Here is a 22,736-nt window from a genome sequence, read left to right as displayed (position 1 = left end):
CGGGCAGGTCAGGGCGTGCCGCCCTGGCCCGCGCGGGGCAGCTGCTCCTTCGGGACGCGCAGGGTGACGACGCCGCCGTCGACCTCGCTGACGTCGGCGATCTCGCTGCCGGAGACGTACGCGTCGGCGCTGAGCACGCCGCTGGTGTCGACGCGCAGGTAGCCGTCGGCCATGTAGCCCTCGGCCTGGCCGGCGACCAGCTCGGGCCGGACGTCGGTGCCCGGCGTCTGGACGGCGGTGACGGTGCCGACCTTCTCCCCGGCGACGTCGAACACGGTCATCCCGTCGTTGACCTGCGCCAGGGGGTCGGGCTCGGTGGGCATGCCCGGAACGTTCGAGGTGTGCGGATGCATGATCCCGGCGTTCCCCGTCCGGCGGACGGCTACACATGTCCCGGCGGGGCGCGTCAGACGCCCGGCGGGCGGGGGCTCAGCTCCCGCCAGTCGTCGGCGCCGACGAGCAGCGCGCGGACGGTGTCGAGGGCGGCGTCCTCGCTGTCGTACTCGAAGAAGTGGGAGACGCCGTCCGCGCCGCCGGCGCGCTGCTCGACGTACCACTGATCGCCGTTGGTCCGCAGGTAGACGTCCTTGCGGACCGCGCGGCCCCACTTGCCGTTCCACCAGTGCTTGCGCTGTTCCATGCCCCGCACTCTAATCGAACATGTGTTCGAACGGGTGCGGGGCACGGCGACGTTTCTACTGCTCGCGGCGTTCCCGGTTCAGCACGTCGTCGAGGGCGGACCGGCGGTCGCCGGACAGCTGGGCGCCGACGAGCGCGTCGCGGATCTCGGTGAGCAGCTTGACCTCCTCGCTGGGCGCGGAGGGCGGCGGCTCCTCGCCGCGCTTGCGGCGCTCGGCGAGCCGGTTCAGCGGGTAGACGACGAGGAAGTAGATCACCGCGGCGGTGAGCAGGAAGGTGATCACGGCGTTGATGAAGGTGGCGTAGTCGAACTTGACGCCGTCGACGTCCCACGAGCCCGCACCGACGCCCGTGCCGCCGCCCAGCAGCTGGATCAGCGGCTTGAGGAACGCGTTGGTGAAGCCGGTGACGACCGCTGTGAACGCCGCGCCGATGACGACACCGACCGCCAGGTCGACGACGTTGCCGCGCATGATGAAGTCTTTGAAGCCTTTGAGCATCTGCACTCCTGCGAGAGCCGTGGGGATCGAGGGCGAGCACCGCGGTTCCCTCGACCGGTCGACGACAAACTATGCCGAACGGGCCGCGCAGGGGGAGGGCCCGGCCTCAGTCGAGGGCGGGCTCCTGTGCCGTCACGGCCTCGTCGACCGTCGGGTAGGTGCGCAGCACCTCGACCAGGCCGCTGACCTCGAGGATGCGCAGCACGCCGCGCTGCGGGGCGGCGAGCCGGACGACGCCGCCGGCCTCGTCGGTGCTGTTCTTGGCCCGGACGAAGACGCTGAGCCCGGTGGAGTCGCAGAACGACACCTCGGCCAGGTCGAAGACCAGGCGGGTGCGGCCCTTCTCCAGCAGGTCAGTGATCTGGTCCTGCAGGCGCGGGGCCGTGGCCATGTCGAGCTCGCCCGCCACCGACACCACCACCACGTCGGCGCGCTGCTCCGTCTGCACGGTCAAAGACATCGGACGACCTCCTGTCATCGAGAAAGGTACTCCACGGCGGCCGTCCACCGCCGGACGGGGAGGATCATCTGCCACGGCGATGTTAGTTGCCGCACGACAAGTGATCGATTGCGCCCGGTGATAGAGTCCGCGCGTCGTCCGGCTACGGTTTTCCCTGGCCCGTGACAAGGCGGAGGAGACACCGATGGCGCTGGGTACGGACGAGATCGGCCGCTTCGCGGGCTTCCTCAAGGAGCACGAGGCCGCGCTCGTCGAGAGCTGGTCGCACCGGGTTGCCGACGGCCTGCGCGGGCGGCTCAGCCAGACCGAGCTGAACCGCCAGATCGAGGAGCTGTTCCGGGCGCTGAGCGAGGCGCTCGACGGCGGTGCGGGCACGGTCGAGGACCCGAACGCGGCGGAGCTGCGCGCCGTGCTGTCCGAGCTGTCGCGCAGCCGGGCCCGGCAGGGCTTCACCTCCACCGAGACGGCCGTCAGCGTCTTCGCGCTCAAGGACGCCCTGCTCGCCGCCATGGACGCACGGCAGGCCGACGCCGGCACGCTGCGCGACTTCATCGCCTTCTCGGCCCTCATCGACGAGCTGGGCCTGTTCACCTTCGCGAGTTACGCGGCGGCCCGCGAGGAGCTGATCGCCGACCAGGCGGAGGAGCTGCTCGAGCTGGCCACCCCGGTCGTGAAGCTGTGGGAGGGCGTCGTCGCCGTGCCGCTGGTCGGCACGCTCGACTCGGCCCGCGCCCAGGTCGTCATGGAGCGGCTGCTCGACGCGCTGGTCACCACCGGCTCGCCGTACGCGATCATCGACATCACCGGCGTGCCGGCGGTCGACACGCAGGTCGCCCAGCACCTGCTGAAGACGGTGGTGGCCGCCCGGCTGATGGGCGCCGACTGCATCATCTCCGGCATCCGGCCGCAGATCGCCCAGACGATCGTGGCGCTCGGCATCGAGTTCGGCGACATCGCCACGAAGGCGAGCCTGGCCGACGCCCTGCGGCACGTCCTGCGCCTGTCGGGCGTGGACACCCGCCGCAACGGCCGCAAGGACGGCTGACGTGGAGCGCGTGCCGGTTCTCAAGATCGGCGACATGCTGCTGGTCTCCATCCAGGTCGACATGGAGGACCAGACCGCGCTGAACCTCCAGGAGGACCTGGCCGACAAGATCGTCGCCACGGGCTGCCGCGGCGTCATCATCGACATCAGCGCCCTCGACATCGTCGACTCGTTCGTCGGCCGGATGCTGGCCACCATCGCCGGCATCTCCAAGGTGCTCGACGCCGAGACGGTCGTCGTCGGCATGCGGCCCGCCGTGGCCATCACCCTGGTCGAGCTGGGCCTGTCCCTGCCGGGCATCCGCACCGCCCTGAACGTCGAGCTCGGCATGGCGCTGCTCGCCCGGGCGCGGTTCGAGGCCGAGGGCGGCGGCGACGCCGGCGAGGACGACGAGACCGTGGCCGCCGCGTCATGAACGCCGAGCCGCAGCGGCTCACCGTGGCCTCCGACCAGGACGTGGTCCGGGTGCGGCAGCTCGTCCGCACGGTCGCGGTCGCGGTGAAGCTGTCGCTCGTCGACCAGACCAAGCTGGTCACCGCCGCCAGCGAGCTGGCCCGCAACACCCTGGTCTACGGCGGCGGCGGCACCGTCGAGGTGGACCGCGTCGACAACGGCCGCCGGGCCGGCATCCGCATCGCCTTCGTCGACTCCGGCCCCGGCATCGCCGACGTCAACCTCGCGCTGACCGACGGCTACACCACCGGCGGCGGCCTCGGGCTCGGGCTGAGCGGCGCGCGCCGGCTCGTCGACGAGTTCGACATCGACACCGAACCCGGGCGCGGCACCAGCATCACGGTCACCAAGTGGTGTCGATGAGCCTGGCGCCGGACGAGGGACTCGCCGAGTCCGGCCTGTGGTTCCGGGTGGAGGCGAGCAGCACCGCCGCGGCCGTGCGCCGCGCCGCCGAGCGCGTCGCCGCCGAGCTGGGCCTGCCGGAGGCCCGCGCGAACGACCTGGCGATCGTGGCCGCCGAGGTGGCCGGCAACCTGGTCAAGCACGCCGACCAGGGGGTGCTCGTGCTGCGGCCGGTGCGGACCGCCGGGCAGGCGGGCGTCGAGCTGATCGCCGCCGACAGCGGGCCGGGCATGGCCGACGTCGAGCGGTCGCTGAACGACGGCCACTCCACCTCGGGCACGCTCGGCATCGGGCTGGGTGCGGTGGCGCGCCTGGCGTCCTGGTGCGACCTGCACTCCGTACCCGGGAAGGGAACCGTGCTGGCCGCGCAGGTCTGGCCCGGCGAGGTGCCGCCCCCGGCGTGGGCGGCCGGCCTCACCCGGCCGCTGACCGGCGAGACGGTCAGCGGCGACGGCTACGCCACGCGCGAGGCCGGCGGCCGCCGGCAGGTGCTGGTGTGCGACGGCCTCGGGCACGGCCCGCTGGCCGCGGCGGCCACCCAGGCGGCCGTCGCCGCCTTCCACACCGCGCCGGCGGGGCCGCCGGCCGCGGTGGTCGAGCACCTGCACCGCAGCATGCGGCACACCCGCGGCGCCGCGCTGGCGGTCGCGGAGCCGGGCGACGGCGTGCTGCGCTACGCCGGCCTGGGCAACATCGGCGGCACCATCGTGCCGCCCGGCGGCCAGCGCCGCGGGCTGGTGTCGCTGCCGGGCATCGCGGGCCACCAGCGCCGGCAGGTCCGGGAGTACGAGTACGAGCTGGCGCCCGGCGCGGTGCTGGTCATGCACTCCGACGGCGTCGTCGACCGGTGGGACCTGGCCGTCTACCCGGGGCTGGCGTCGCGCAGCCCCCAGCTGATCGCGGCGACGCTGCTGCGTGACGCCGGCACCCGCCGCGACGACGCGTGCGTGCTGGTCGCCCGGGCCGGGACCCTGGCGTGACGCCGTCGGGCGGCGAGCCGCTGCTGCAGGTGCGGGTGCGCGCCGAGCCGGACATCTTCGTCGCCCGCAAGCTCGGCCGCGAGGTGGCCCGCGCGGTCGGCCTCGAACGGCAGGACCAGACCCGGTTCGCGACGGCGCTGAGCGAGATCGGCCGCGTGCTGCTCGCCGCGGGCGGCGCGGCCGACATCGCCTTCCTGCCGGACGGGGCGAACCCACCTACTCTGTGGGTGGTGATGGTCAGTCCGGCGGCGGCGCCGGACGCGGTGACGCAGGGTACGGCGCCGGTGCGCCGGCTCGTGGATTCGCTGGAGGTGTCGGATGCCCGGTTCGGGACAGTCGTCCGGTTGTCTCGCCGGCTGCCGACACAGGCGCCGCCCTTGACCCGCAAACGTTTGGACGAGATCCGCGACGAGCTGGCCCACCTGGCGCCGGGTTCGCCGCTGGAGGAGCTGGCGGACCAGAACGAGCAGCTCATCGCCGCGCTCGACGAGGTGCGGGCCCAGCGCGACGAGCTGGCCCGGCTGAACGCCGAGCTGGAGGAGACCAACCGCGGCGTGATGGCGCTGTACCACCAGCTGTCCGACGAGCTGGAGGAGACGAACCGCGGCGTGGTGGCCCTCTACGGCGAGCTGGACGAGAAGTCGGTGCAGCTGCGCGCCGCCAGCGAGGCCAAGAGCCGGTTCCTGGCGAACGTCAGCCACGAGCTGCGCGCCCCGGTCACCGCGATCATCGGGCTCGGCCGGCTGCTCACCGACTCGGCGTCGGACCCGCTGACCGAGGAGCAGTCCCGCCAGGTGGAGCTGATCCGCGGCTCCGCCACCGACCTGCTGACGCTGGTCAATGACCTGCTGGACCTGGCGAAGGCGGAGGCCGGCCGGATCGAGCCGGAGATCTCCGACGTCGACCTGAAGGTGGTCTTCGGCGAGCTGCGCGGCACGCTGCGCGCCCTGGCGACCCGGCCCGAGGTCGAGCTGATCGTCGAGGACCCGGACCCGGTGACGCTGCGCACCGACGAGGTGCTGCTGGCCCGGGTGCTGCGCAACCTGATGACGAACGCGCTGAAGTTCACCGAGCGCGGGTCGGTGCGGCTGTCCGCCCGCGGGTCGGTGTTCACCGTCGCCGACACCGGCGTGGGCATCCCCGAGGAGCTGCAGGAACGCATCTTCGAGGAGTTCTACCAGGTGCCGTCGGGCGTGACGGCGCGCGGCACCGGCACCGGCCTGGGGTTGCCGTACGCGCGCCGGCTGGTCACGATCCTCGGCGGCACCCTCACCCTCCAGAGCACGCCGGGCGTGGGCAGCACGTTCACCGTCACCCTTCCGGAGGCGTAGCAGACATGGTGGCCGAGCCGGGCACCGTGCTCGTGGTCGACGACAGCGCGACCAAGCGTTACCTGCTGGTCAGCTGGCTGACCCGGGCCGGGTTCGCGGTCCGGGAGGCGCAGACCGGCCTGTCGGCGCTGGAGCTGCTGGAGGGCGCCCCGACCGAGGTCGACCTGGTGGTCCTCGACGTCAAGCTGCCCGACATCAGCGGCTTCGAGGTGTGCGAGCGGATCAAGAAGAGCCCCCGCCTGAGCGCCCTGCCGGTGGTGCACGTGTCGGCGCACGCGGTGGACGTGGTGGACCGGGCGCAGGGGCTCAACCGCGGCGCGGACGCGTATCTGGTGGAGCCGATCGAGCCGGATGAGCTGATCGCCACGGCGCAGGCGGTGCTGCGGTACTACCGGGCCCGGCAGCGCGCGGAGCTGCTGGCCGGGCGCATGCTCCAGCTGGCCGAGACGACGCTGGCGGTGAACTCGTCGGCGACGCTCGTCGGCCTGATGCAGGCCGCCGCGGTGGGCGCGAGCCGCATCTTCGGCGGCCCGGCGGCGGTCGTCACCGAGACGTCCGAGGGGGAGTCGCTGGCCGCGGTGGTCGAGCGGGCCGGCTCCGCCGCGGTGGTACGCCCCTGGACGGTGCCCGACGGCGTGGCCGGGGTCGGCTCGTCGCTGCGCACGGACCAGCCGTCGGCGTGGGACCTGGCGCAGTGGCCGGACGGGGACGCGGTGGCGGTGGCGTCGGCGCGGCTGCGGGCTGACCGCCCGCCGGCCTACGTGGCCGTCCCGCACAGCGCGAACACGCCGGGCGCCCCGGTGCTGCGCCAGCTGGCCCAGGCGGTCGCGGCGGCGGTCGAGGCGCAGCGCTCGTTCGACGAGGAGCACCGCATCGCGGTGACGCTGCAGCGCAGCCTGCTGCCGTCGCGCCTGCCGGACGTGCCGGGGGTGGACCTGGCGGTGCGCTACGAGCCGGCGGGCGCCCAGACGGAGGTCGGCGGCGACTTCTACGAGCTGACGATGATCGACGGCCACCTGCTGGTGGCGATCGGCGACGTGGCGGGTCACTCGCTGCACGCGGCGACGGTGATGGCGGAGCTGCGGCACGCGGTGCGGGCGTACGCGGTGGAGGGCCACTCGCCGAGCGCGGTGCTGGAGCGGGTCAACCAGCTGATGCGCACGGTGCTGCCCGTCGAGTCGGCGACGATCTGCCTGCTGATGCTGGACCCGGCGACGGGCCGGGTGCGGATGGCCAGCGCCGGGCACCTGCCGCCGCTGCTGCACTCGGCGGACGGCGTGTCGTTCCTGGAGCAGCGCGGCCCGCTGCTGGGCCTGACGGCCGACCGGCCGGGCGACACGGAGTTCGAGCTGCCGCCCGGCGGCACCCTGGTGCTCTACACCGACGGCCTGATCGAGCGGCGCGACGCCGACATCGACGTGGGGCTGGCGGCGCTGGCCCGGTGCGCCGAGCAGGTCGAACCGAGCCTCGACGCGTTCTGCCAGCGCCTGCTGGTGTCGCTCGCGGGCAGCCAGAACCAGGGCGACGACATCGCGGTCGTCGCCCTGCGCCGCCACCCCGAAGGGGCTTGACGCGGCTATTCACTGAGTGAATAGTACCGGCCATGTCCACCCCGCACGTCCTGCTGGGGTTGCTCGCGGGCGGCCCCAGGCACGGCTACGAACTCAAACGCGCCCACGACGAGCGCATGCCCCGCGCCAAGCCGCTCGCGTTCGGTCAGGTCTACGCCACCCTCGGCCGGCTCGAACGCGACGGACTCGTCGAACAGGCCGAGAAGGACCAGGACGGCGGGCCCGAACGCGTCGCGTACGCCCTCACGTCCCGCGGCCGCGTCGCCCTCGACGAGTGGCTGCACACCGTCGAGACGCCCGCCCCGTACGTGGTGAGCGCCCTGTTCAACAAGGTCGTCGTCGCGCTGCTCGCCGCCGACGCCGACCGCGCCCGCAGTTACCTGGCCGACCAGCGCGCCGCCCACATGGCCCGGCTGCGCGAGCTGACGGCCGCCAAGACCGCACCCGGCGCGAGCGTGGGCGACGTCGTCGCCGCCGACTTCGCCATCGCCCACCTCGACGCCGACCTGCGCTGGCTCCAGGCAACCCTGCTGCGCGTCGCCGACCTGTACCGGGAGGTACACGCATGACCCCGATCCTGCGCGGGAGCGCACTCACCCGCAGCTACGGCCCCACCCTCGCCCTGCGCGGCGTCGACGTGGAGCTCTCCCCGGGCGAGATCCTGGCCGTCACCGGGCCCAGCGGCTGCGGCAAGTCCACCCTGCTGCACTGCCTGTCCGGCATCCTCACCCCCGACTCCGGCGCCGTGCACTACCGCGACGCCGACCTGACCACGCGGTCCGAGGCCGACCGCTCGAAGCTGCGGCGCACCGAGTTCGGCGTGCTGTTCCAGTACGGCCAGCTCGTGCCGGAACTCACGGCCGCGGAGAACGTCGCCCTCCCGCTGCTCCTCGCCGGCACGGGGCGGCGAGCGGCGCGGGAGGCCGCGACGTCCTGGCTCGACCGGTTCGGCGTCGCCGACTGCGCCGACCAGCGGCCGGGCACCATGTCCGGCGGCCAGCAGCAGCGCTGCGCGGTCGCCCGGGCGCTGGTCACCGAGCCCGCGGTCCTGTTCGCCGACGAGCCCACCGGCTCCCTCGACACCGTCACCGGCGAGACCGTCCTCACCGAGATCGTCCGCACCGCCCGCGAGCGCGGCATGGCCGTCCTGCTCGTCACCCACGACGCCCGCGTCGCCGGCTACGCCGACCGCGAGCTCGTCCTGCTCGACGGCGCCGCCGACCCGAGCGGCCTCGGCATCGGGATCGGCTCGTGAAGCCGGGGACGATGCTGCGGCTCGCCTACGCGGGCACCCGCACCGACCGGCTGCGCGCCGCGCTGACCGCGCTGAGCGCCGCCCTCGCCGCGGTGGCGCTGCTCGCCGCCGCCACCGTCGCCGCGATCCGGCCGGGCGCCCCCGGCACCTGGCCCGAGCCGTACACCAACGCCCTGCTCAACGAGGCGGGCCTGCGGCCCGGGGTGATCACCGCCCTCATCCTGCTGGGGCTGCCGGTGCTGGCCCTGGCCGGGCAGTGCATCCGGCTCGGCGCTCCCGCCCGGGACCGCCGGCTCGCCGCCGTCCGGCTCGCCGGCGCCACGCCGCGCCAGGCCGTCTGGATCGCCGCCGCCGAGACCGGCCTCGCCGCGCTCGCCGGGACGGTCGCCGGGCTCGCCGCCTTCCTCGTGCTGCGCGCGACCCTCGACCGCCGCGACCCCTCCGGCCAGCGGTACCTGCCCACCGACGTGCTGCCGTCGCCCGTCGCCGTCGCCGCGGTCGTGCTCGCCGTCCCGCTCGCCGCCGCGCTGATCGGCGCGCTGCTGCTGCGCCGCGTCATCATCACCCCGCTCGGCGTGACGCGGCGTGTTCGCGACCGCGCGCCGCGGGCCTGGACGGGCGCCCCGATCGTGCTGGGCGTGCTCATCGTCGCCTTGATCCCCGTCTACCGCGACGACCCGCCGCTCCCCGTGCCCCGCAACGCCGGCTACACGCTCGCCATCCTCGGCGTGCTGCTCGTGACCCTGGGCATCGTCTTCGGTACCGGCTGGATCGCGTGGACCGCCGGCCGCCTGCTCGTCCGGTACGGCCGCCGGCCCGCCGCGCTGCTCGCCGGCCGCCGCCTCATGGCCGACCCGTGGAGCGGCAGCCGCACCCTCGCCGCCCTGCTCGCGGCCGTGGTGTTCGGCGCCGTCGCGCTCGGCGTGCGGCAGTACTTCGTCACCGAGATCGCCGCCATGGACGAGGCCAACCGGCTCGCCGGCGCCACCGACGGCAGCGGCATCAGCCTCGGTGGCGACACGTCCTTCTACCTCAACGCCTTCGCCCTGGTGAACGTGGCCGTCGGCATCGGGCTCATCCTCGCCGCCGCCGGGCTGCTGGTCGCGATGACCGAGGGCATCGTCGCCCGGCGGCGCACCGAGGCCGCGCTGCTCGCCGCCGGCGTGCCGCGCCGCACCATCGCCGGGGCGCTCGCCTGGCAGGCCCTCACCCCGTTCGTGCCGGCCGTGCTCGTCGCCCTCACCGTGGGCACCAGCCTGCCGCGCACCGTGCTCGGCACCGAGGTCACCACCGGCCGCGCCGGCACCTGTTCGGGCACCGACGCGCAGTGCGCCGACGAGTCGTCGCCGTTCTGGACGTGGACGCCCCAGGTCGTCCGGGACATCCCCGTCCCGCTGCCCGAGCTCACCCTGCTCGGCGGCGGCACCCTCGCCCTGATGCTGCTGGCGCTGGTGGCGGGCCTGGCGCTCATGCGGTCCGCCACCAGCGTCGAGGAGCTGCGCGCCGGCTAGGCCCGGCCCACCCGGTCGAGGATCCAGGCGACCACGAACGCCTCCTCCTTCCAGGAGTCGTACCGGCCGCTCGGGCCGCCGTGGCCGGCGCCCATCTCGGTCTTCAGCAGATAGTCGCCGCCCGGTGCGGTCGCCCGCAGGCGGGCGATCCACCGGGCCGGCTCGTGGTACAGCACGCGGGTGTCGTTCAGGCTGGTCACCGCCAGGATCGCCGGGTACGCCACCGGCGCCACGTTCTCGTACGGGGTGTACGACTTCATGTACGCGTACACCTCGGGCGACTCCAGCGGGTTGCCCCACTCCTCCCACTCCGTCACCGTCAGCGGCAGCGTCGGGTCCAGGATGGAGTTCAGCGCGTCGACGAACGGCACCTCCGCCACGATGCCCGCGAACGCGTCCGGCGCCAGGTTCGCCACCGCGCCCATCAGCAGGCCGCCCGCCGAACCGCCCCGCGCCACCAGCTTGTCCGCGCTGGTCCAGCCCGCCGCCGTCAGGTGCCGGGCGCACGCCACGAAGTCCGTGAACGTGTTGCGCTTCGCCAGCATCTTGCCCTGGTCGTACCAGCGGCGGCCCAGCTCGCCGCCGCCGCGCACGTGCGCCACCGCGAACACCACGCCCCGGTCCAGCAGCGACAGCCGGGCGATGGAGAACCACGGGTCGAGGCTGTGCTCGTACGAGCCGTAGCCGTACAGCAGCAGCGGCGCGTCCTTCGGCGTGCCCCGGCGCGCCACCAGCGAGATCGGCACCCGGGTGCCGTCCGGCGCGGTCGCCCACTCGCGGTGCTGCTCGTACGCCTCCGGGTCGAAGTCGCCCAGCACCGGCTTGCGCTTGCGCAGCGTCATCGCCCGGGTGGTCAGGTCGTAGTCGTACACCGAGTCGGGCGTGACCAGGCTCGTGTAGTGCAGCCGGATGACGGCCGTGTCGTACTCCGGGTTGCTGTCCAGGCCGACGCTGTACAGCGGCTCCGGGAAGTCGATCTCGTAGCTGTCGGTGCTGCCGTCGGTGATCACCCGCAGCCCGGTCAGCCCGTCGCGCCGCTGCGACACCACCAGGTGCCGGGCGAACGCGTCGACCGACTCCAGCCGGGTGCCCGGCTCGTGGGGGATCAGCGGCACCCAGTCGCCCGGGGCGTCCGCCGACGTGTACGCCAGCGCGAAGTCCTCCGCGCCGTCGTTGTGCAGGATCAGGAACCGGTGCCCGTGGTGCTCCACCGAGTACTCCACGCCCTGCCGGCGCGGCGCCACCACCGTCGCGGGCGCCGTGGGGTCGTCCGCCGGGATCGCGCGCACCTCGGTGGTGACCTTGCTCTGCGCCTCGATCAGCAGGAACTTCTGCGACCGGGTCAGCTCGACGCCCACCCAGAACCGCTCGTCCGGCTCCTCGAAGACCAGCTCGTCCTTCGTGCCGCCGCTGACCGTGTGCCGCCACACCCGGTGCGGGCGCCACGCGTCGTCCACCGTCACGTAGAACAGCGTCGAGCCGTCGGCCGACCACGCGCTGCCGTAGAACACCTCGGGGATCTCGTCGGCCAGCACCTCGCCGGTCGTCAGGTCCTTCACCCGCAGCGTGAACCGCTCGTCGCCGGCGAAGTCCGTCGAGAACGCCAGCCGGGTGCCGTCGGGGCTCACGTCGAACGTGCCGAGCGCGAAGAAGTCCTTGCCCTCCGCCAGCTCGTTGCCGTCGAGCAGCACCTCCTCGCCGGCCGGCGGGGCGCCGTCACCGGTGACCGGCGGCGCCGTCTCGCCCGGCGCGGCCGGGCGGCGGCACTGGATGCCGTACTGCCGGCCCTCGACCGTGCGGGTGTAGTACCAGTACCCGCCCTTGCGGGTGGGCACCGACAGGTCGGTCTCCTGCGTGCGGCCGCGGATCTCCTCGAACACGGCCTCGCGCGTCTTCGCCAGGTGCGCGGTGCGCTGCTCCGTCCAGGCGTTCTCCGCCTCCAGGTACGCCCGGACCTCCGGGTCGTCCTTCTGCGTGAGCCAGACGTACTCGTCGACGACCGTGTCGCCGTGGTGCGTGCGCTCGACGGGAACGCGGCGGGCCGCGGGCGGGCTCATTTCGTCTGTCACGACACCAGACGTTACCGCCCGGTTCCGACAGATCGACGGATTGGCCGACCGGGTGCGTTCGAACATGTGTACGATGGGCAGAGTGAACGATCTTCGGCTGTTCGATGCAGGAATCCGCCGCGAAGCTCGGGGAGGCCGTGATGTCCGGGAATCCAGCGAGATGACCACGCCGCTGCCCTCCCGCGAACCCGTGCTGCGCGCACTGGTCGAGATCTGCGGCCCCCACTTCGCCCGCCCCGGCGGGCCCGCCGACACCGTCGCCGGCCGCCAGGCCCGCTGGGTCGCCGCCCCCGGCACCGACGCCGCCGTGGCCGACACCCTCCAGCTTGCCACCGCCCGCAACCTCGCCGTCGTCCCCCGCGGCTCCGGCACGAAGATCGACTGGGGCTGGGCCCCGCCCGGCGTCGACCTCATCCTCGACACCGCCCGCCTCGCCGGCATCTGGGACCACCGCCCCGAGGCCGGCACCGCCCAGGTCGGCGCCGGCACCCCCGTCCGCGCCGTCCAGCGCGCCCTCGCCCTGCACGGCCAGCGCCTCGCCCTCGACCCGCCGTCCGCCGACGCCTCCCTCGGCGGCGTCCTCGCCACCAACGAGGCCGGCCCGCTGCGCCACCGCTACGGCCCGCCCAGCGCCCAGGTCAGCGCCGTCTCCTACGTCCTGCCCGGCGGCGCCGCCGTCACCGCCCCACCCGACGACCTGCGCCCGCCCGACGGCGTCATCCTCGCCGCCACCGTCCGCGTGCAGACCATCCCCGACACCCGCATCTACGCCGGCTGCCCCGTGTGGACCCCGCTGCAGGTCCACGACCTGGTCGCCCAGATCCTCGCCGCCGACGCCGACCCGTCCGCCATCGAGGTCGACCTGCCCGCCCCCGGCGCCGACCAGCCCGGCACCCTCGTCGTCCTCGTAGAGGGCGGCCCGGTCTCCGCCCGCCAGCGCGCCGCCCGCATCGCCGACCTCCTCGGCCCGTCGGCCACCGTCTCCGGCACCGCACCGCCGTGGTGGGGCCGCTACCCGTTCGGCCCCGACGACGTGGCCCTGCGCGTCACCGTCCCCATCGCCGACCTGCACGCCGCGGTCTACGCCCTGCGCGACGCCGCCGGGGTGGCCGTGCCGGTCCGGGGCAGCGCCGGGGTGGGCTCGGTGCACGCGGTCCTGCCCCGCGGGCTGTCCCCGCTGCGCGTGGAACAGATCCTCGACGCGGCCCGCAGCGTGCTACTGGCCCGCGGCGGCCGGTGCGTGGTGGTGTCGGCGCCACCGGCGATCCGCGCCGCGGTCGACGTGGCCTCCCGCGACGACCTGTTCTAGCCCCTCCCGGCGCGGCGGCCGCTGTGCCTCGGTGCTGCCGGGTGACGGGGCGCGGGGTGCTGCCGGTGCCGGGCCGGGGTGCGGTGCCGGACCACGGTGGGTGCCGGCTGTGCCGGGCCAGGGTGCGATGCCGGACCACGGTGGGTGCCGGCGGTGCCGGGCTGCGGCGCGGTGCCGGCGGTGGCGGGCCACGGCGCGTTGTCGGCGGTGGCGGGCCACGGCGCGTTGTCGGCGGTGGCGGGCCACGGCGCGGTGCCGACGTGGCGGGCCACCACGCGCTGGGCCGCTGCGGGCCTTGGCCTTGCGCGTCTGCGTCGCTCGCAGGCGTGGGTGGCGCAGCGCGCGGTGCCATGTCGGCGTCCGCTTCCGGGTGGTGGTGCTTCCGCGCCGCTGCGCCGGGGGCGGAGTCGGACCGGCACCTGTTCCCGGCGGCGATCATGTCCGGTTCGCGTCACGGAACTCGACCCGTCAGGTCCTCGGGCGTCTCCTGAGGACGTGAGGGCCGGGTCGGTCGCCTCCTCCATGACGCTCCATGTCCGTCCGACCCTTCCGACGTAGGGATCTCCTGTGACCTATCGGCTCTCTGTACGAGGTGGTGTCCTCTTTGCGGCTTTTACTGTGGTGGTTTCCGGCGCTGCGCTGGCCTCGCCGACGCCGTCACCGCGCGACCGTCGCGCGACGGCCACGTCCGTCCTCACGACCTATCTGACCGAGGTGCGCACCGGCGGCGCGCCCGCCGACCTGACCTGCCCGTCCGGGTCGGCGCCCGCGTGGCCCAAGTTCACCGCCTTCGACGTGGGGGAGCCGCGGGCGGGCGCGGGGGAGCTGACGTACCCGGTGCGGCTGACGTTGGCCGGCGGCGACTCCGTGACCCAGTGGGTGACGGTCCGCCTCGGGCCGCAGGGCCCGCGGGTCTGCGAGGTCACCACCTGCCGGGCGTGAACCGAACGCTGTCGAACGAGCAACCCACCGGCCGGACCCCGGCTGGGTGGGCTCGCGCGGCAGGCCGGTGTCGGCCTGCCCAGTTGCGCTTGGTCGGCGTGGCTCGCCAAGAGGCAGCCTGTGCGGCTCGGCCGACGGTAAGCCGGTGCTGCCCGACTCGCCGGACTGGCTGCTAATGCATGCGGTAAGGCGAAGTTCCGCCCTCGGCTTGGGGCATCGCCGCGACTGCACCCGAACGGCAGTGTCGACACGTTCCAGCTGAAATTTGAATGGTCCGGCTAGGCGGTGCTGGAATATCTGGATAGGCTCGCCAATGGTCAGGTTGCCTTTTCCCTTGAGCGGGGGTTGTGTACACAGCTACGGGTCACCACCCTCTATGATTGATAAGCTGAGCGATGCACGGCATTTGCCCATGGCGCCAAGCACCGCTTCGCTGGCGTTTCTAGCAGATCCGAGGGCCTGAGGAAATGAATAAGGCGAACTATTCTGAAAGATTGGCTCCCGCGGGTCTGATCTTTCTCGGGCTGATGGGCCGGGAGAGCCCTCTTGTCCCACCAACACTCGCCGCTCTTGCTCCGGGTTATCCGCCAGAATCTGGTGCATGGCCAAGAGCGGTCGTTGGCACCGACGTTCCGGATTTCATAGCTATTGCGAATGCCGGGTGGTTCGAGATTTCCCTTCGAGGGGGACTCGTCGTTGACGATCGAGAATTCTTGGTCGCCGTCGAAATCTCTGAGGGCGACTGGTGGTGGGCGCACGTGAAGCTTGCCGAATGCTGGGACATGATGGGCGCAGGCTCGGCGGCTGCGCTCGGCACCGGTTTCGGAGTGCCGGATTTCGCCATGCTGTCGCTTGCCGGAGATGTCATTGTTTGTGGCACGGCCGGCGGGGACATGATCGGCGCTGTGGTAGTGAACAAATTTCATGACCTAACTGGACTGCGCGAACTCGCGGATTGGAAGGCCGGCTGGCCTGGAACGCCGCAGCAGGAGAGGCATGCTGCGCGGCGGTGGCTCGAGTCCATCGATCATTGAGGTGGTAGACCGCTTAGGTCGCGCAGTTCACTCGAGGGGAGTGGGTTGCCGGCCGTGTCAGTGCCGTCAAACGTTCGATGAGTTAGATGCTGGTGATGCAGCGATTTGTGACGCTGAGGGCAGAGTTCAGGCTTAGCCGTCAGGCGTCGTTGCGTAGCACAAGGATGGCGATGTCGTCGCGGGGTTCCTCGACGGAGAACGAGATCGTCGCCGCCCGCAGCCGCGCCGCCACCACGTCCGCCGAGTACCCGGCCAGCGGCACGGACGCCTGCCGCAACCGCTCGATCCCGAACAGCTCCCGACCGCGCCGCCGCTCGGTCACCCCGTCGGTGTAGAAGATCAGCGAGTCGCCCGCGTCCAGGGTCAGCGCGGTGGCGGGCGACGTGATGGTCTCGAGCAGCCCGAGTGCGGTGCCGCCTTCGCCGACGAACGAGGTGCGCCCGGAGGCCCGGACCAGCACGGGCCGGTCGTGCCCGGCCAGGTGCAGGGAGACGGACAGCGCCCCGCTGCCGGTGCGGCACACCTCGGCGACGGCGAGGGTGCAGTAGCGGCCGTGGCCGCGTTCGACGAGGGTCTGGTTGAGGCGGCACAGGACCTCGGGCAGCGGTCTGCCGTCGCCGGCGAGGATGCGGATGACGTCGCGGCACAGGCCGGTCACGGTGGCGGCCTGGACGCCCTTGCCGGAGACGTCGCCGACGACGACGAGCCAGCGGTTGTCGGGCAGGGCGACGACGTCGTAGAAGTCGCCGCCGACCTCGGAGCCGGTGGGGACGTATTCGGCGGCGAAGCCGATGCCCGGGACGGTGGGCAGTTTCGGGGGGAGCAGGGACTGCTGGAGGGTGCGGGCGACCTTGTGGCGTTCGTCGTGGATTCTGGCGTTGTCGATGGCGAGGGCGGAGCGGCGGGCGACGTCCTCCAGGACGTTGACCTCGTCGGCGTCGTGGCGGCCGACGGTGTGGCGGCCGACGGCGAGGGTGCCGAGGCGCTGGCCGCGGGCGACCAGGGGGACGGCGAAGCCTTCGAGGGGCGCGCCGAGGAGCACCTGGGTGCCGGTGCGGGAGGCCTCCTGGAGGCGGGCCAGCACGGATTCGTCGCCGGTGAGGGACAGGGTGGCGTGCAGCTGGGCGAGGGCGCTCTCGTCGGCGTGGGTGGCGGACGCCAGGATCAGCCGGCCCCACTCGTCGGTGGTGTGCACGGCGCACCACTGGCCGAGGCGCGGCACCACCAGCTGGGGGATGAGCGCCATGGTGAGGGCGACGTCGAGGGACTGGGCGAGCAGTTCGCTGGCCTCGGCGAGGAACGTCAGCCAGGTCTGGCGGCGCAGGTCGGTGCGGTGCAGGCGGTCGTTCTCGAGGTGCAGCGACAGGCGTTCGGCGACGAGGGCGGCCAGCGGGGCGGTGTAGCCGGTGGGGGCGGCGTCGAGTTCCAGGTCGCCCGCGTACGGGCGGCGGACGGTGAGCGGCACGCGGACGGTCTCGGCGTCGGCGCGCGGGGTGCGGCCGTACCGGGCGAACTGGCGCATGCCGTCGCCGCGGTCGAGGCGGACCACGGCGCCGGACGCGCCGGTGAGGCGGGCCAGGCGGGTGAGGAGTTCGCCGGCGAACTCGGCGAGGGTGTCGCCGGCGGACGACGACGGCGCCGGGGTGGACGGGCCGACCTCCAGCAGTTCCTGCAGGGCGGTGACACCGGGGGCGTCGCTGGCGACCGCGGCGGTGGGTTCGGCGAGGCCGGGCGGCTCGGCGGTGCGGGCGGCGCCGCGGCGGTCGAGGCGGAACCAGACGCCCTTGCCGGCGGCGCTGTGCACGGTGCCCCAGCGGCTGGCGAAGTGGTCGACGAGCAGCAGGCCGCGGCCGCGCTCGGACACCTCGCCGATGTCGGCGGAGTCGTTGCGGGGGCCGACGGCCAGCTGCTCGACGGGGCCGGGGGCGAAGTCGGTGACGGTGACGGTGAGGCCGTCGGGGTCGCCGACGACCTCGATGTCGAGGTCGGTGCCGGCGTGCACGACCGCGTTGGTGGACAGCTCGGTGGTGAGCAGCAGCGCCTCGTTGAGGAGTTCGTGCAGGACCGCCTCCTCGACCACCGAGCGCACGACGGCGCGGGCGGCGGCGGGGGTGCGGCGGTCGTTGGGCAGGCGCACCCGCCGGACGAACTCCGCCGTGGCGGCCTCGACTGACACGCCTGCATCCTCCACCGGCGACCGGCCTGTCACCAAGTTGCCGGGCACGCCGGAGTGACTCCGGCCTGGTTCGGTCTCGCCGCACGCGCCATGATGAAGGACCCAGGATCACTTGTGAGGACGCCATGACCACGGCGAAAGAGGCCGTCGCGGAGGATTCCGCCCTGCTCCGCGAGCTCACCGACGCGCTGCGCCGGGTGAAGCGCGGCGACCTGAAGGTCCGCCTGCCCCGCCGTTCGGGCGCGGCCGGCGAGGTCGCCGACGCCTTCAACGAGGTCGTTCAGCTGCAGGAACGGCAGACGCTGAACGTGCGCAAGATCAGCCGGGTGGTGGGCCGGGACGGCAAGCTGACCGAGCGCCTGGACGAGGAGGGCCTCGACGGGGCGTGGGCGGACAGCGCCCGCGCGGTCAACATGCTCATCGACGACCTGGGGCGCCCGACCACCGAGATCAGCCGGGTCATCGTGGCGGTGGCCGAGGGCGACCTGTCGCAGCACATGGCGCTGGAGATGGACGGCCGGCCGCTGCGCGGCGAGTTCCTGCGCATCGGGCGCACCGTGAACACGATGGTGGACCAGCTGTCGTCGTTCGCCGACGAGGTGACCCGCGTGGCCCGCGAGGTCGGCACGGAGGGCGAGCTGGGCGGCCAGGCCGACGTGCGCGGCGTGGCGGGCACCTGGAAGGACCTGACGGACTCGGTCAACACGATGGCGTCGAACCTGACCCACCAGGTGCGGTCGATCTCGCAGGTGGCGACGGCGATGGCCCGCGGCGACCTGTCGCAGAAGATCACGGTGTCGGCGCGCGGCGAGGTGGCCGAGCTGGCCGACACGATGAACGGCGTGACGGACACGCTGCGGCTGTTCGCCGAGCAGGTCACCCGGGTGGCGCGGGAGGTCGGCACCGAGGGCAAGCTGGGCGGCCAGGCCGACGTGCCGAACGTGGCCGGCACCTGGAAGGACCTCACCGACTCGGTGAACTCGATGGCGTCGAACCTGACCAGCCAGGTCCGCAACATCGCCCAGGTCTCCACGGCGGTGGCGAAGGGCGACCTGTCGCAGAAGATCACGGTGGCCGCGCAGGGCGAGATCCTGGAGCTGAAGGACACCGTCAACACGATGGTGGACCAGCTGTCGAGCTTCGCCGACGAGGTGACCCGCGTGGCCCGCGAGGTCGGCACCGAGGGCCGGCTGGGCGGCCAGGCGCAGGTGCGCGGCGTCTCCGGCACCTGGCGCGACCTCACCGAGAACGTCAACCAGCTCGCCGCGAACCTCACCGACCAGGTCCGCAACATCTCGCAGGTGTCGACGGCGGTGGCGAAGGGCGACCTGAGCCAGAAGATCACCGTCGACGCGCGCGGCGAGATCCTCGAGCTGAAGAACACGATGAACACGATGGTGGACCAGCTGTCGTCGTTCGCCGACGAGGTGACCCGGGTGGCCCGCGAGGTGGGCTCGGAGGGCAAGCTGGGCGGCCAGGCCGAGGTCAAGGGCGTGCTGGGCACGTGGCGCGACCTGACCGACAACGTGAACTACATGGCGTCGAACCTGACCAGCCAGGTGCGCAACATCGCGAGCGTGACGACGGCGGTGGCGAAGGGCGACCTGAGCCAGAAGATCACCGTCGACGCGCGCGGCGAGATCCTGGAGCTGAAGTCGACCGTCAACACGATGGTGGACCAGCTGTCGAGCTTCGCCGACGAGGTCACCCGCGTGGCCCGCGAGGTCGGCACCGAGGGTAAGCTGGGCGGGCAGGCGCAGGTGCGCGGCGTCGCCGGCACCTGGCGCGACCTCACCGACAACGTCAACTCGATGGCGTCGAACCTGACCGCCCAGGTCCGCAACATCGCCCAGGTCTCCACCGCGGTGGCGAAGGGCGACCTGTCGCAGAAGATCACGGTGGCCGCGCAGGGCGAGATCCTGGAGCTGAAGTCGACCGTCAACACGATGGTGGACCAGCTGTCGTCGTTCGCCGACGAGGTGACCCGCGTGGCCCGCGAGGTGGGCTCGGAGGGCAAGCTCGGCGGCCAGGCCCAGGTGCCCGGCGTCGCCGGCACGTGGCGCGACCTCACCGACAACGTGAACTACATGGCGTCGAACCTGACCAGCCAGGTCCGCAACATCGCCTCGGTCACCACGGCCGTGGCGCGCGGCGACCTGAGCCAGAAGATCACGGTCGACGCGCGCGGCGAGATCCTGGAGCTGAAGTCGACCGTCAACACGATGGTCGACCAGCTGTCGAGCTTCGCCGACGAGGTCACCCGCGTCGGCCGCGAGGTGGGCATCGAGGGCAAGCTCGGCGGCCAGGCCCAGGTCAAGGGCGTCTCGGGTACGTGGCGCGACCTCACCGACAACGTCAACCAGCTCGCCTCCACGCTGACCACCCAGCTGCGCGCCATCGCCGAGGTGTCCACGTCGGTGACCCGCGGCGACCTGACCCAGCGCATCGCCGTCGAGGCGCAGGGCGAGGTCGCCGAGCTGAAGGACAACATCAACCAGATGATCGTCACGCTGCGCGAGACGACGAAGACGAACGCCGAGCAGGGCTGGCTGGACTCCAACCTCGCCCGCATCGGCGGCCTGCTGCAGGGCCAGCGCGACGTCGGCGAGGTCTGCCGCATGATCATGACCGAGGTGACGCCCCTGGTGGACGCCCAGCTCGGCGCGTTCTTCCTGGTCGACAACGCGGAGGCGGTGCTGCGGCTGCGGCTGGCCGCCGCGTACGGGTACGTGCAGCGCGACCACGAGGTCACGTTCGGCCCCGGCGAGGGCCTGGTCGGCCAGGCGGCCGTGTCGCGCCGCACGATCCGGGTCACCACCAACTACGACGGCGGCCTCAACATGCGCTCCGGGCTGCTCAGCATGCAGCCCAACGACCTGGTGGTGCTGCCGATCCTGTTCGAGGGGGAGATGCTCGGCGTCATCGAGTTCGCCTCGGTCGCCGCGTTCTCCGCGCTGCACCTGACGTTCCTGGAGCGCCTCGTGGCCACCATCGGCGTCGCGCTCAACACCATCCAGGCCAACCGGCGCACGGAGGAGCTGCTGGCCCAGTCGCAGCGCCTGGCCCGCGAGATGCAGGACCAGTCGGCGGAGCTGCAGCGAACCAACGCCGAGCTGGAGGACAAGGCGCAGCTGCTCAGCGAGCAGAAGGGCAACATCGAGACGAAGAACCGGGAGATCGAGCTGGCCCGGCTCACCCTGGAGGAGCGCGCGCAGCAGCTGTCGCGGGCGTCGGCGTACAAGTCGGAGTTCCTCGCCAACATGAGCCACGAGCTGCGCACCCCGCTCAACTCGCTGCTGCTGCTGGCCCGGCTGCTCGCCGACAACCCGGAGCGCAACCTGTCGCCGAAGCAGATCGAGTTCGCCCGCACGATCCACAGCGCCGGCTCCGACCTGCTGTCGCTCATCGACGACATCCTCGACCTGGCCAAGATCGAGGCCGGCCGGATGGACGTCGAGCCCGACGAGGTGTCGTTCGACGAGATCCGGGGGTACGTCGAGCAGGCGTTCGCGCCGCAGGCGGAGGAGAAGGGGCTGCGGTTCGCCGTCGAGCTGTCGCCGGACCTCTCGCCGTCGATCATCACCGACGCGCAGCGGCTCCAGCAGATCCTGCGCAACCTGCTGTCCAACGCGGTCAAGTTCACCGGCAGCGGCTCGGTGACCCTGCGCATCGCCCCGGCCGGGGCGGACGCCGCCGCCGACCTGCCCGGCCTGTCCGCCGCGCAGCGCGTCGTGGCGTTCTCGGTGTCCGACACCGGCATCGGCATCTCCGACGAGAAGCTGGGCCTGATCTTCGAGGCGTTCCAGCAGGCCGACGGCACCACCAGCCGCAAGTACGGCGGCACCGGCCTGGGCCTGTCGATCAGCCGCGACCTCGCCACGCTGCTCGGCGGCACGATCACCGTGGAGTCGGCGCCGGGCTCCGGCTCGACGTTCACGCTGTACGTGCCGGACGCCCTGGTGCTGCAGGGCGTGGCCGGTCCGGCGGCCGCGACCCCGCAGCCGGCCCTGCCCGCCCTGACGCCGCCGCCGGAGCTGGAGCTGGAGCTGCCGATGCTGACGGCCCGCACCGACCGCGACAACCACACCGTCAGCACGGCCAGCCGGCAGCTCGACGGCGCCACGGTGCTCATCGTCGACGACGACGTCCGCAACGTCTTCGCGCTCACCAGCGCCCTGGAGCTGCACGGCATGCGGGTGCTCTACTCCGACAACGGCGTCGACGGCGTCCGCGTCCTGGCGGAGCACCCCGAGGTCGACATCGTGCTGATGGACGCGATGATGCCCGACCAGGACGGGTACGAGACGACCCGCGGCATCCGCCGGAATCACCGCTTCGTCGACCTGCCGGTAGTGTTCCTCACCGCGAAGGCCATGCCGGGCGACCGGGAGTCCGCGCTCGCCGCGGGCGCCACCGACTACATCACCAAACCGGTCGACCTGGACGAGCTGATCGAGCTGATGGCCCGCTGGGTCAACGCCGACAACGGGAACGGGCGTGGGTGACGGGCGTGGGTGACACCGCCAAGGCACTGCTGGTCGACGACCGCAAGGACAACCTGATCGCGCTGGAGGCGATCCTGCAGGGCCTGCCGGTGCACGCCGTGGCCGTGGAGAGCGGCGAGGCCGCCCTCAAGCAGCTGCTCGTGGACGACTTCGCGGTCATCCTGCTGGACGCGCAGATGCCCAACATGGACGGCTTCGAGACGGCCAGCCACATCAAACGCCGCGAGCGCACCCGGCACGTGCCGATCCTGTTCCTGACGGCCGCCGACCGCGACGCCCAGCTCGCCCTGCGCGGGTACGCGGTCGGCGCGGTCGACTACCTGACGAAGCCGTTCGACCCGTGGGTGCTGCGCGCCAAGGTCTCGGTGTTCGTGGAGCTGTGGACCAAGACGCAGCAGCTCAAGGCGCAGGCGGAGGCGGTGCGAGAGCGCGAGGCGCAGTTCGCGGCGCTCGCCGACCGGGTCGAGGAGGCCACCCGGGTGCTGCGCGGCGCCACGGGCAGCCCGGACGCCTGCGCGCAGGCGCTGGAGATCCTCGAACAGGCCCGCTGGGGC

Annotated in this window: 20 protein-coding genes; 14 read left to right on the top strand and 6 right to left on the bottom strand. The window is 72.8% G+C overall.

What is annotated here, in order from left to right; translation table 11 throughout:
• Positions 1 to 8 precede the first annotated feature (8 nt).
• The 4 genes from Sya03_RS29005 to Sya03_RS28990 form a co-directional block, all read right to left on the bottom strand.
• Positions 9 to 323, bottom strand: coding sequence for a hypothetical protein (locus Sya03_RS29005; RefSeq protein WP_239107931.1), 315 nt, complete (start codon positions 321 to 323; stop codon positions 9 to 11).
• A gap of 83 nt (positions 324 to 406) precedes the next feature.
• Positions 407 to 640 (bottom strand): hypothetical protein, encoded by a 234-nt coding sequence (locus Sya03_RS29000; RefSeq protein WP_203941629.1) that lies wholly within the window; start codon positions 638 to 640, stop codon positions 407 to 409.
• 55 nt (positions 641 to 695) lie between these two features.
• Positions 696 to 1,139, bottom strand: coding sequence for a large conductance mechanosensitive channel protein MscL (gene mscL, locus Sya03_RS28995; protein ID WP_203941628.1), 444 nt, complete (start codon positions 1,137 to 1,139; stop codon positions 696 to 698).
• Between the two features lie 106 nt (positions 1,140 to 1,245).
• A complete protein-coding gene (locus Sya03_RS28990) occupies positions 1,246 to 1,599 on the bottom strand; it encodes an STAS domain-containing protein (RefSeq protein ID WP_203941627.1) in 354 nt (117 codons plus the stop codon).
• Positions 1,600 to 1,783: 184 nt separating this feature from the next.
• On the opposite strand from Sya03_RS28990, the gene Sya03_RS28985 reads away from it, so the two are divergent.
• From Sya03_RS28985 to Sya03_RS28945, 9 genes are read left to right on the top strand one after another with little or no spacing between them, the layout of a single operon-like run.
• The gene (locus Sya03_RS28985) at positions 1,784 to 2,644 is read left to right on the top strand and encodes an STAS domain-containing protein (RefSeq protein ID WP_203941626.1); all 861 of its coding nucleotides are present in this window, start codon (positions 1,784 to 1,786) and stop codon (positions 2,642 to 2,644) included.
• Between the two features lies 1 nt (position 2,645).
• Positions 2,646 to 3,059, top strand: a complete 414-nt coding sequence (locus Sya03_RS28980) for an STAS domain-containing protein (RefSeq protein WP_203941625.1) — start codon at positions 2,646 to 2,648, stop codon at positions 3,057 to 3,059.
• Entirely contained in the window at positions 3,056 to 3,460 is a 405-nt protein-coding gene (locus tag Sya03_RS28975; RefSeq protein ID WP_203941624.1) for an anti-sigma regulatory factor, read from the top strand. The genes Sya03_RS28980 and Sya03_RS28975 overlap by 4 nt, the downstream gene beginning before the upstream one ends.
• Complete coding sequence (locus Sya03_RS28970; protein ID WP_203941623.1) at positions 3,457 to 4,479, top strand: ATP-binding SpoIIE family protein phosphatase; 1,023 nt, start codon at positions 3,457 to 3,459, stop codon at positions 4,477 to 4,479. Before Sya03_RS28975 ends, Sya03_RS28970 begins: the two co-directional genes overlap by 4 nt.
• On the top strand, positions 4,476 to 5,810 hold the full coding sequence (locus Sya03_RS28965) for an ATP-binding protein (protein WP_203941622.1): 1,335 nt from the start codon (positions 4,476 to 4,478) through the stop codon (positions 5,808 to 5,810). The genes Sya03_RS28970 and Sya03_RS28965 overlap by 4 nt, the downstream gene beginning before the upstream one ends.
• A gap of 5 nt (positions 5,811 to 5,815) precedes the next feature.
• Positions 5,816 to 7,381 (top strand): SpoIIE family protein phosphatase, encoded by a 1,566-nt coding sequence (locus tag Sya03_RS28960; RefSeq protein WP_203941621.1) that lies wholly within the window; start codon positions 5,816 to 5,818, stop codon positions 7,379 to 7,381.
• 32 nt (positions 7,382 to 7,413) lie between these two features.
• Positions 7,414 to 7,950 (top strand): PadR family transcriptional regulator, encoded by a 537-nt coding sequence (locus Sya03_RS28955; RefSeq protein WP_203941620.1) that lies wholly within the window; start codon positions 7,414 to 7,416, stop codon positions 7,948 to 7,950.
• Positions 7,947 to 8,636 carry an ABC transporter ATP-binding protein gene (locus Sya03_RS28950; RefSeq protein ID WP_203941619.1) on the top strand — a complete coding sequence of 230 codons (690 nt, stop codon included), beginning with the start codon at positions 7,947 to 7,949 and terminating at the stop codon, positions 8,634 to 8,636. The genes Sya03_RS28955 and Sya03_RS28950 overlap by 4 nt, the downstream gene beginning before the upstream one ends.
• Entirely contained in the window at positions 8,633 to 10,147 is a 1,515-nt protein-coding gene (locus tag Sya03_RS28945; protein ID WP_203941618.1) for an FtsX-like permease family protein, read from the top strand. Before Sya03_RS28950 ends, Sya03_RS28945 begins: the two co-directional genes overlap by 4 nt.
• On the opposite strand, the gene Sya03_RS28940 is transcribed toward Sya03_RS28945, so the two are convergent.
• Positions 10,144 to 12,204: a S9 family peptidase gene (locus tag Sya03_RS28940; protein ID WP_203941710.1), complete on the bottom strand. Its 2,061-nt coding sequence runs from the start codon at positions 12,202 to 12,204 to the stop codon at positions 10,144 to 10,146. The genes Sya03_RS28945 and Sya03_RS28940 overlap by 4 nt on opposite strands.
• A gap of 172 nt (positions 12,205 to 12,376) precedes the next feature.
• On the opposite strand from Sya03_RS28940, the gene Sya03_RS28935 reads away from it, so the two are divergent.
• The 3 genes from Sya03_RS28935 to Sya03_RS28925 all read left to right on the top strand — a co-directional run bounded on the left by Sya03_RS28935 (position 12,377) and on the right by Sya03_RS28925 (position 15,501).
• A complete protein-coding gene (locus Sya03_RS28935; RefSeq protein ID WP_203941617.1) occupies positions 12,377 to 13,525 on the top strand; it encodes an FAD-binding oxidoreductase in 1,149 nt (382 codons plus the stop codon).
• 714 nt (positions 13,526 to 14,239) lie between these two features.
• Positions 14,240 to 14,467, top strand: coding sequence for a hypothetical protein (locus Sya03_RS28930; protein WP_203941616.1), 228 nt, complete (start codon positions 14,240 to 14,242; stop codon positions 14,465 to 14,467).
• A gap of 467 nt (positions 14,468 to 14,934) precedes the next feature.
• Positions 14,935 to 15,501, top strand: coding sequence for a hypothetical protein (locus Sya03_RS28925; protein ID WP_203941615.1), 567 nt, complete (start codon positions 14,935 to 14,937; stop codon positions 15,499 to 15,501).
• Between the two features lie 139 nt (positions 15,502 to 15,640).
• On the opposite strand, the gene Sya03_RS28920 is transcribed toward Sya03_RS28925, so the two are convergent.
• Positions 15,641 to 17,677 carry a SpoIIE family protein phosphatase gene (locus Sya03_RS28920; RefSeq protein WP_203941614.1) on the bottom strand — a complete coding sequence of 679 codons (2,037 nt, stop codon included), beginning with the start codon at positions 17,675 to 17,677 and terminating at the stop codon, positions 15,641 to 15,643.
• Positions 17,678 to 17,802: 125 nt separating this feature from the next.
• Between Sya03_RS28920 and Sya03_RS28915 the strand changes: the two genes are divergently transcribed.
• Both Sya03_RS28915 and Sya03_RS28910 read left to right on the top strand, forming a co-directional pair.
• Complete coding sequence (locus Sya03_RS28915; protein ID WP_203941613.1) at positions 17,803 to 22,182, top strand: hybrid sensor histidine kinase/response regulator; 4,380 nt, start codon at positions 17,803 to 17,805, stop codon at positions 22,180 to 22,182.
• Positions 22,183 to 22,187: 5 nt separating this feature from the next.
• Positions 22,188 to 22,736: response regulator (locus tag Sya03_RS28910; RefSeq protein WP_203941612.1), on the top strand; the 549-nt coding region annotated here is incomplete at its 3' end.

The organism is Spirilliplanes yamanashiensis (assembly GCF_016863475.1).
Lineage (GTDB): Bacteria > Actinomycetota > Actinomycetes > Mycobacteriales > Micromonosporaceae > Spirilliplanes > Spirilliplanes yamanashiensis.
The sequence above is the reverse complement of the archived record's forward strand: the minus strand, read 5'-3'. Positions and strand labels throughout refer to the sequence as shown.

Bases quoted from the DNA above. Each gene is read 5' to 3' on its own strand.
- Sya03_RS28925 (WP_203941615.1), top strand. From the start codon at position 14,935: ATGAATAAGGCGAACTATTCTGAAAGATTGGCTCCCGCGGGTCTGATC.
- mscL (WP_203941628.1), bottom strand. From the start codon at position 1,139: ATGCTCAAAGGCTTCAAAGACTTCATCATGCGCGGCAACGTCGTCGAC.
- Sya03_RS28970 (WP_203941623.1), top strand. From the start codon at position 3,457: ATGAGCCTGGCGCCGGACGAGGGACTCGCCGAGTCCGGCCTGTGGTTC.
- Sya03_RS28955 (WP_203941620.1), top strand. From the start codon at position 7,414: ATGTCCACCCCGCACGTCCTGCTGGGGTTGCTCGCGGGCGGCCCCAGG.
- Sya03_RS29000 (WP_203941629.1), bottom strand. From the start codon at position 640: ATGGAACAGCGCAAGCACTGGTGGAACGGCAAGTGGGGCCGCGCGGTC.
- Sya03_RS28990 (WP_203941627.1), bottom strand. From the start codon at position 1,599: ATGTCTTTGACCGTGCAGACGGAGCAGCGCGCCGACGTGGTGGTGGTG.
- Sya03_RS28975 (WP_203941624.1), top strand. From the start codon at position 3,056: ATGAACGCCGAGCCGCAGCGGCTCACCGTGGCCTCCGACCAGGACGTG.
- Sya03_RS28985 (WP_203941626.1), top strand. From the start codon at position 1,784: ATGGCGCTGGGTACGGACGAGATCGGCCGCTTCGCGGGCTTCCTCAAG.
- Sya03_RS28950 (WP_203941619.1), top strand. From the start codon at position 7,947: ATGACCCCGATCCTGCGCGGGAGCGCACTCACCCGCAGCTACGGCCCC.
- Sya03_RS28940 (WP_203941710.1), bottom strand. From the start codon at position 12,204: ATGAGCCCGCCCGCGGCCCGCCGCGTTCCCGTCGAGCGCACGCACCAC.
- Sya03_RS28960 (WP_203941621.1), top strand. From the start codon at position 5,816: ATGGTGGCCGAGCCGGGCACCGTGCTCGTGGTCGACGACAGCGCGACC.
- Sya03_RS28915 (WP_203941613.1), top strand. From the start codon at position 17,803: ATGACCACGGCGAAAGAGGCCGTCGCGGAGGATTCCGCCCTGCTCCGC.
- Sya03_RS29005 (WP_239107931.1), bottom strand. From the start codon at position 323: ATGCCCACCGAGCCCGACCCCCTGGCGCAGGTCAACGACGGGATGACC.
- Sya03_RS28935 (WP_203941617.1), top strand. From the start codon at position 12,377: ATGACCACGCCGCTGCCCTCCCGCGAACCCGTGCTGCGCGCACTGGTC.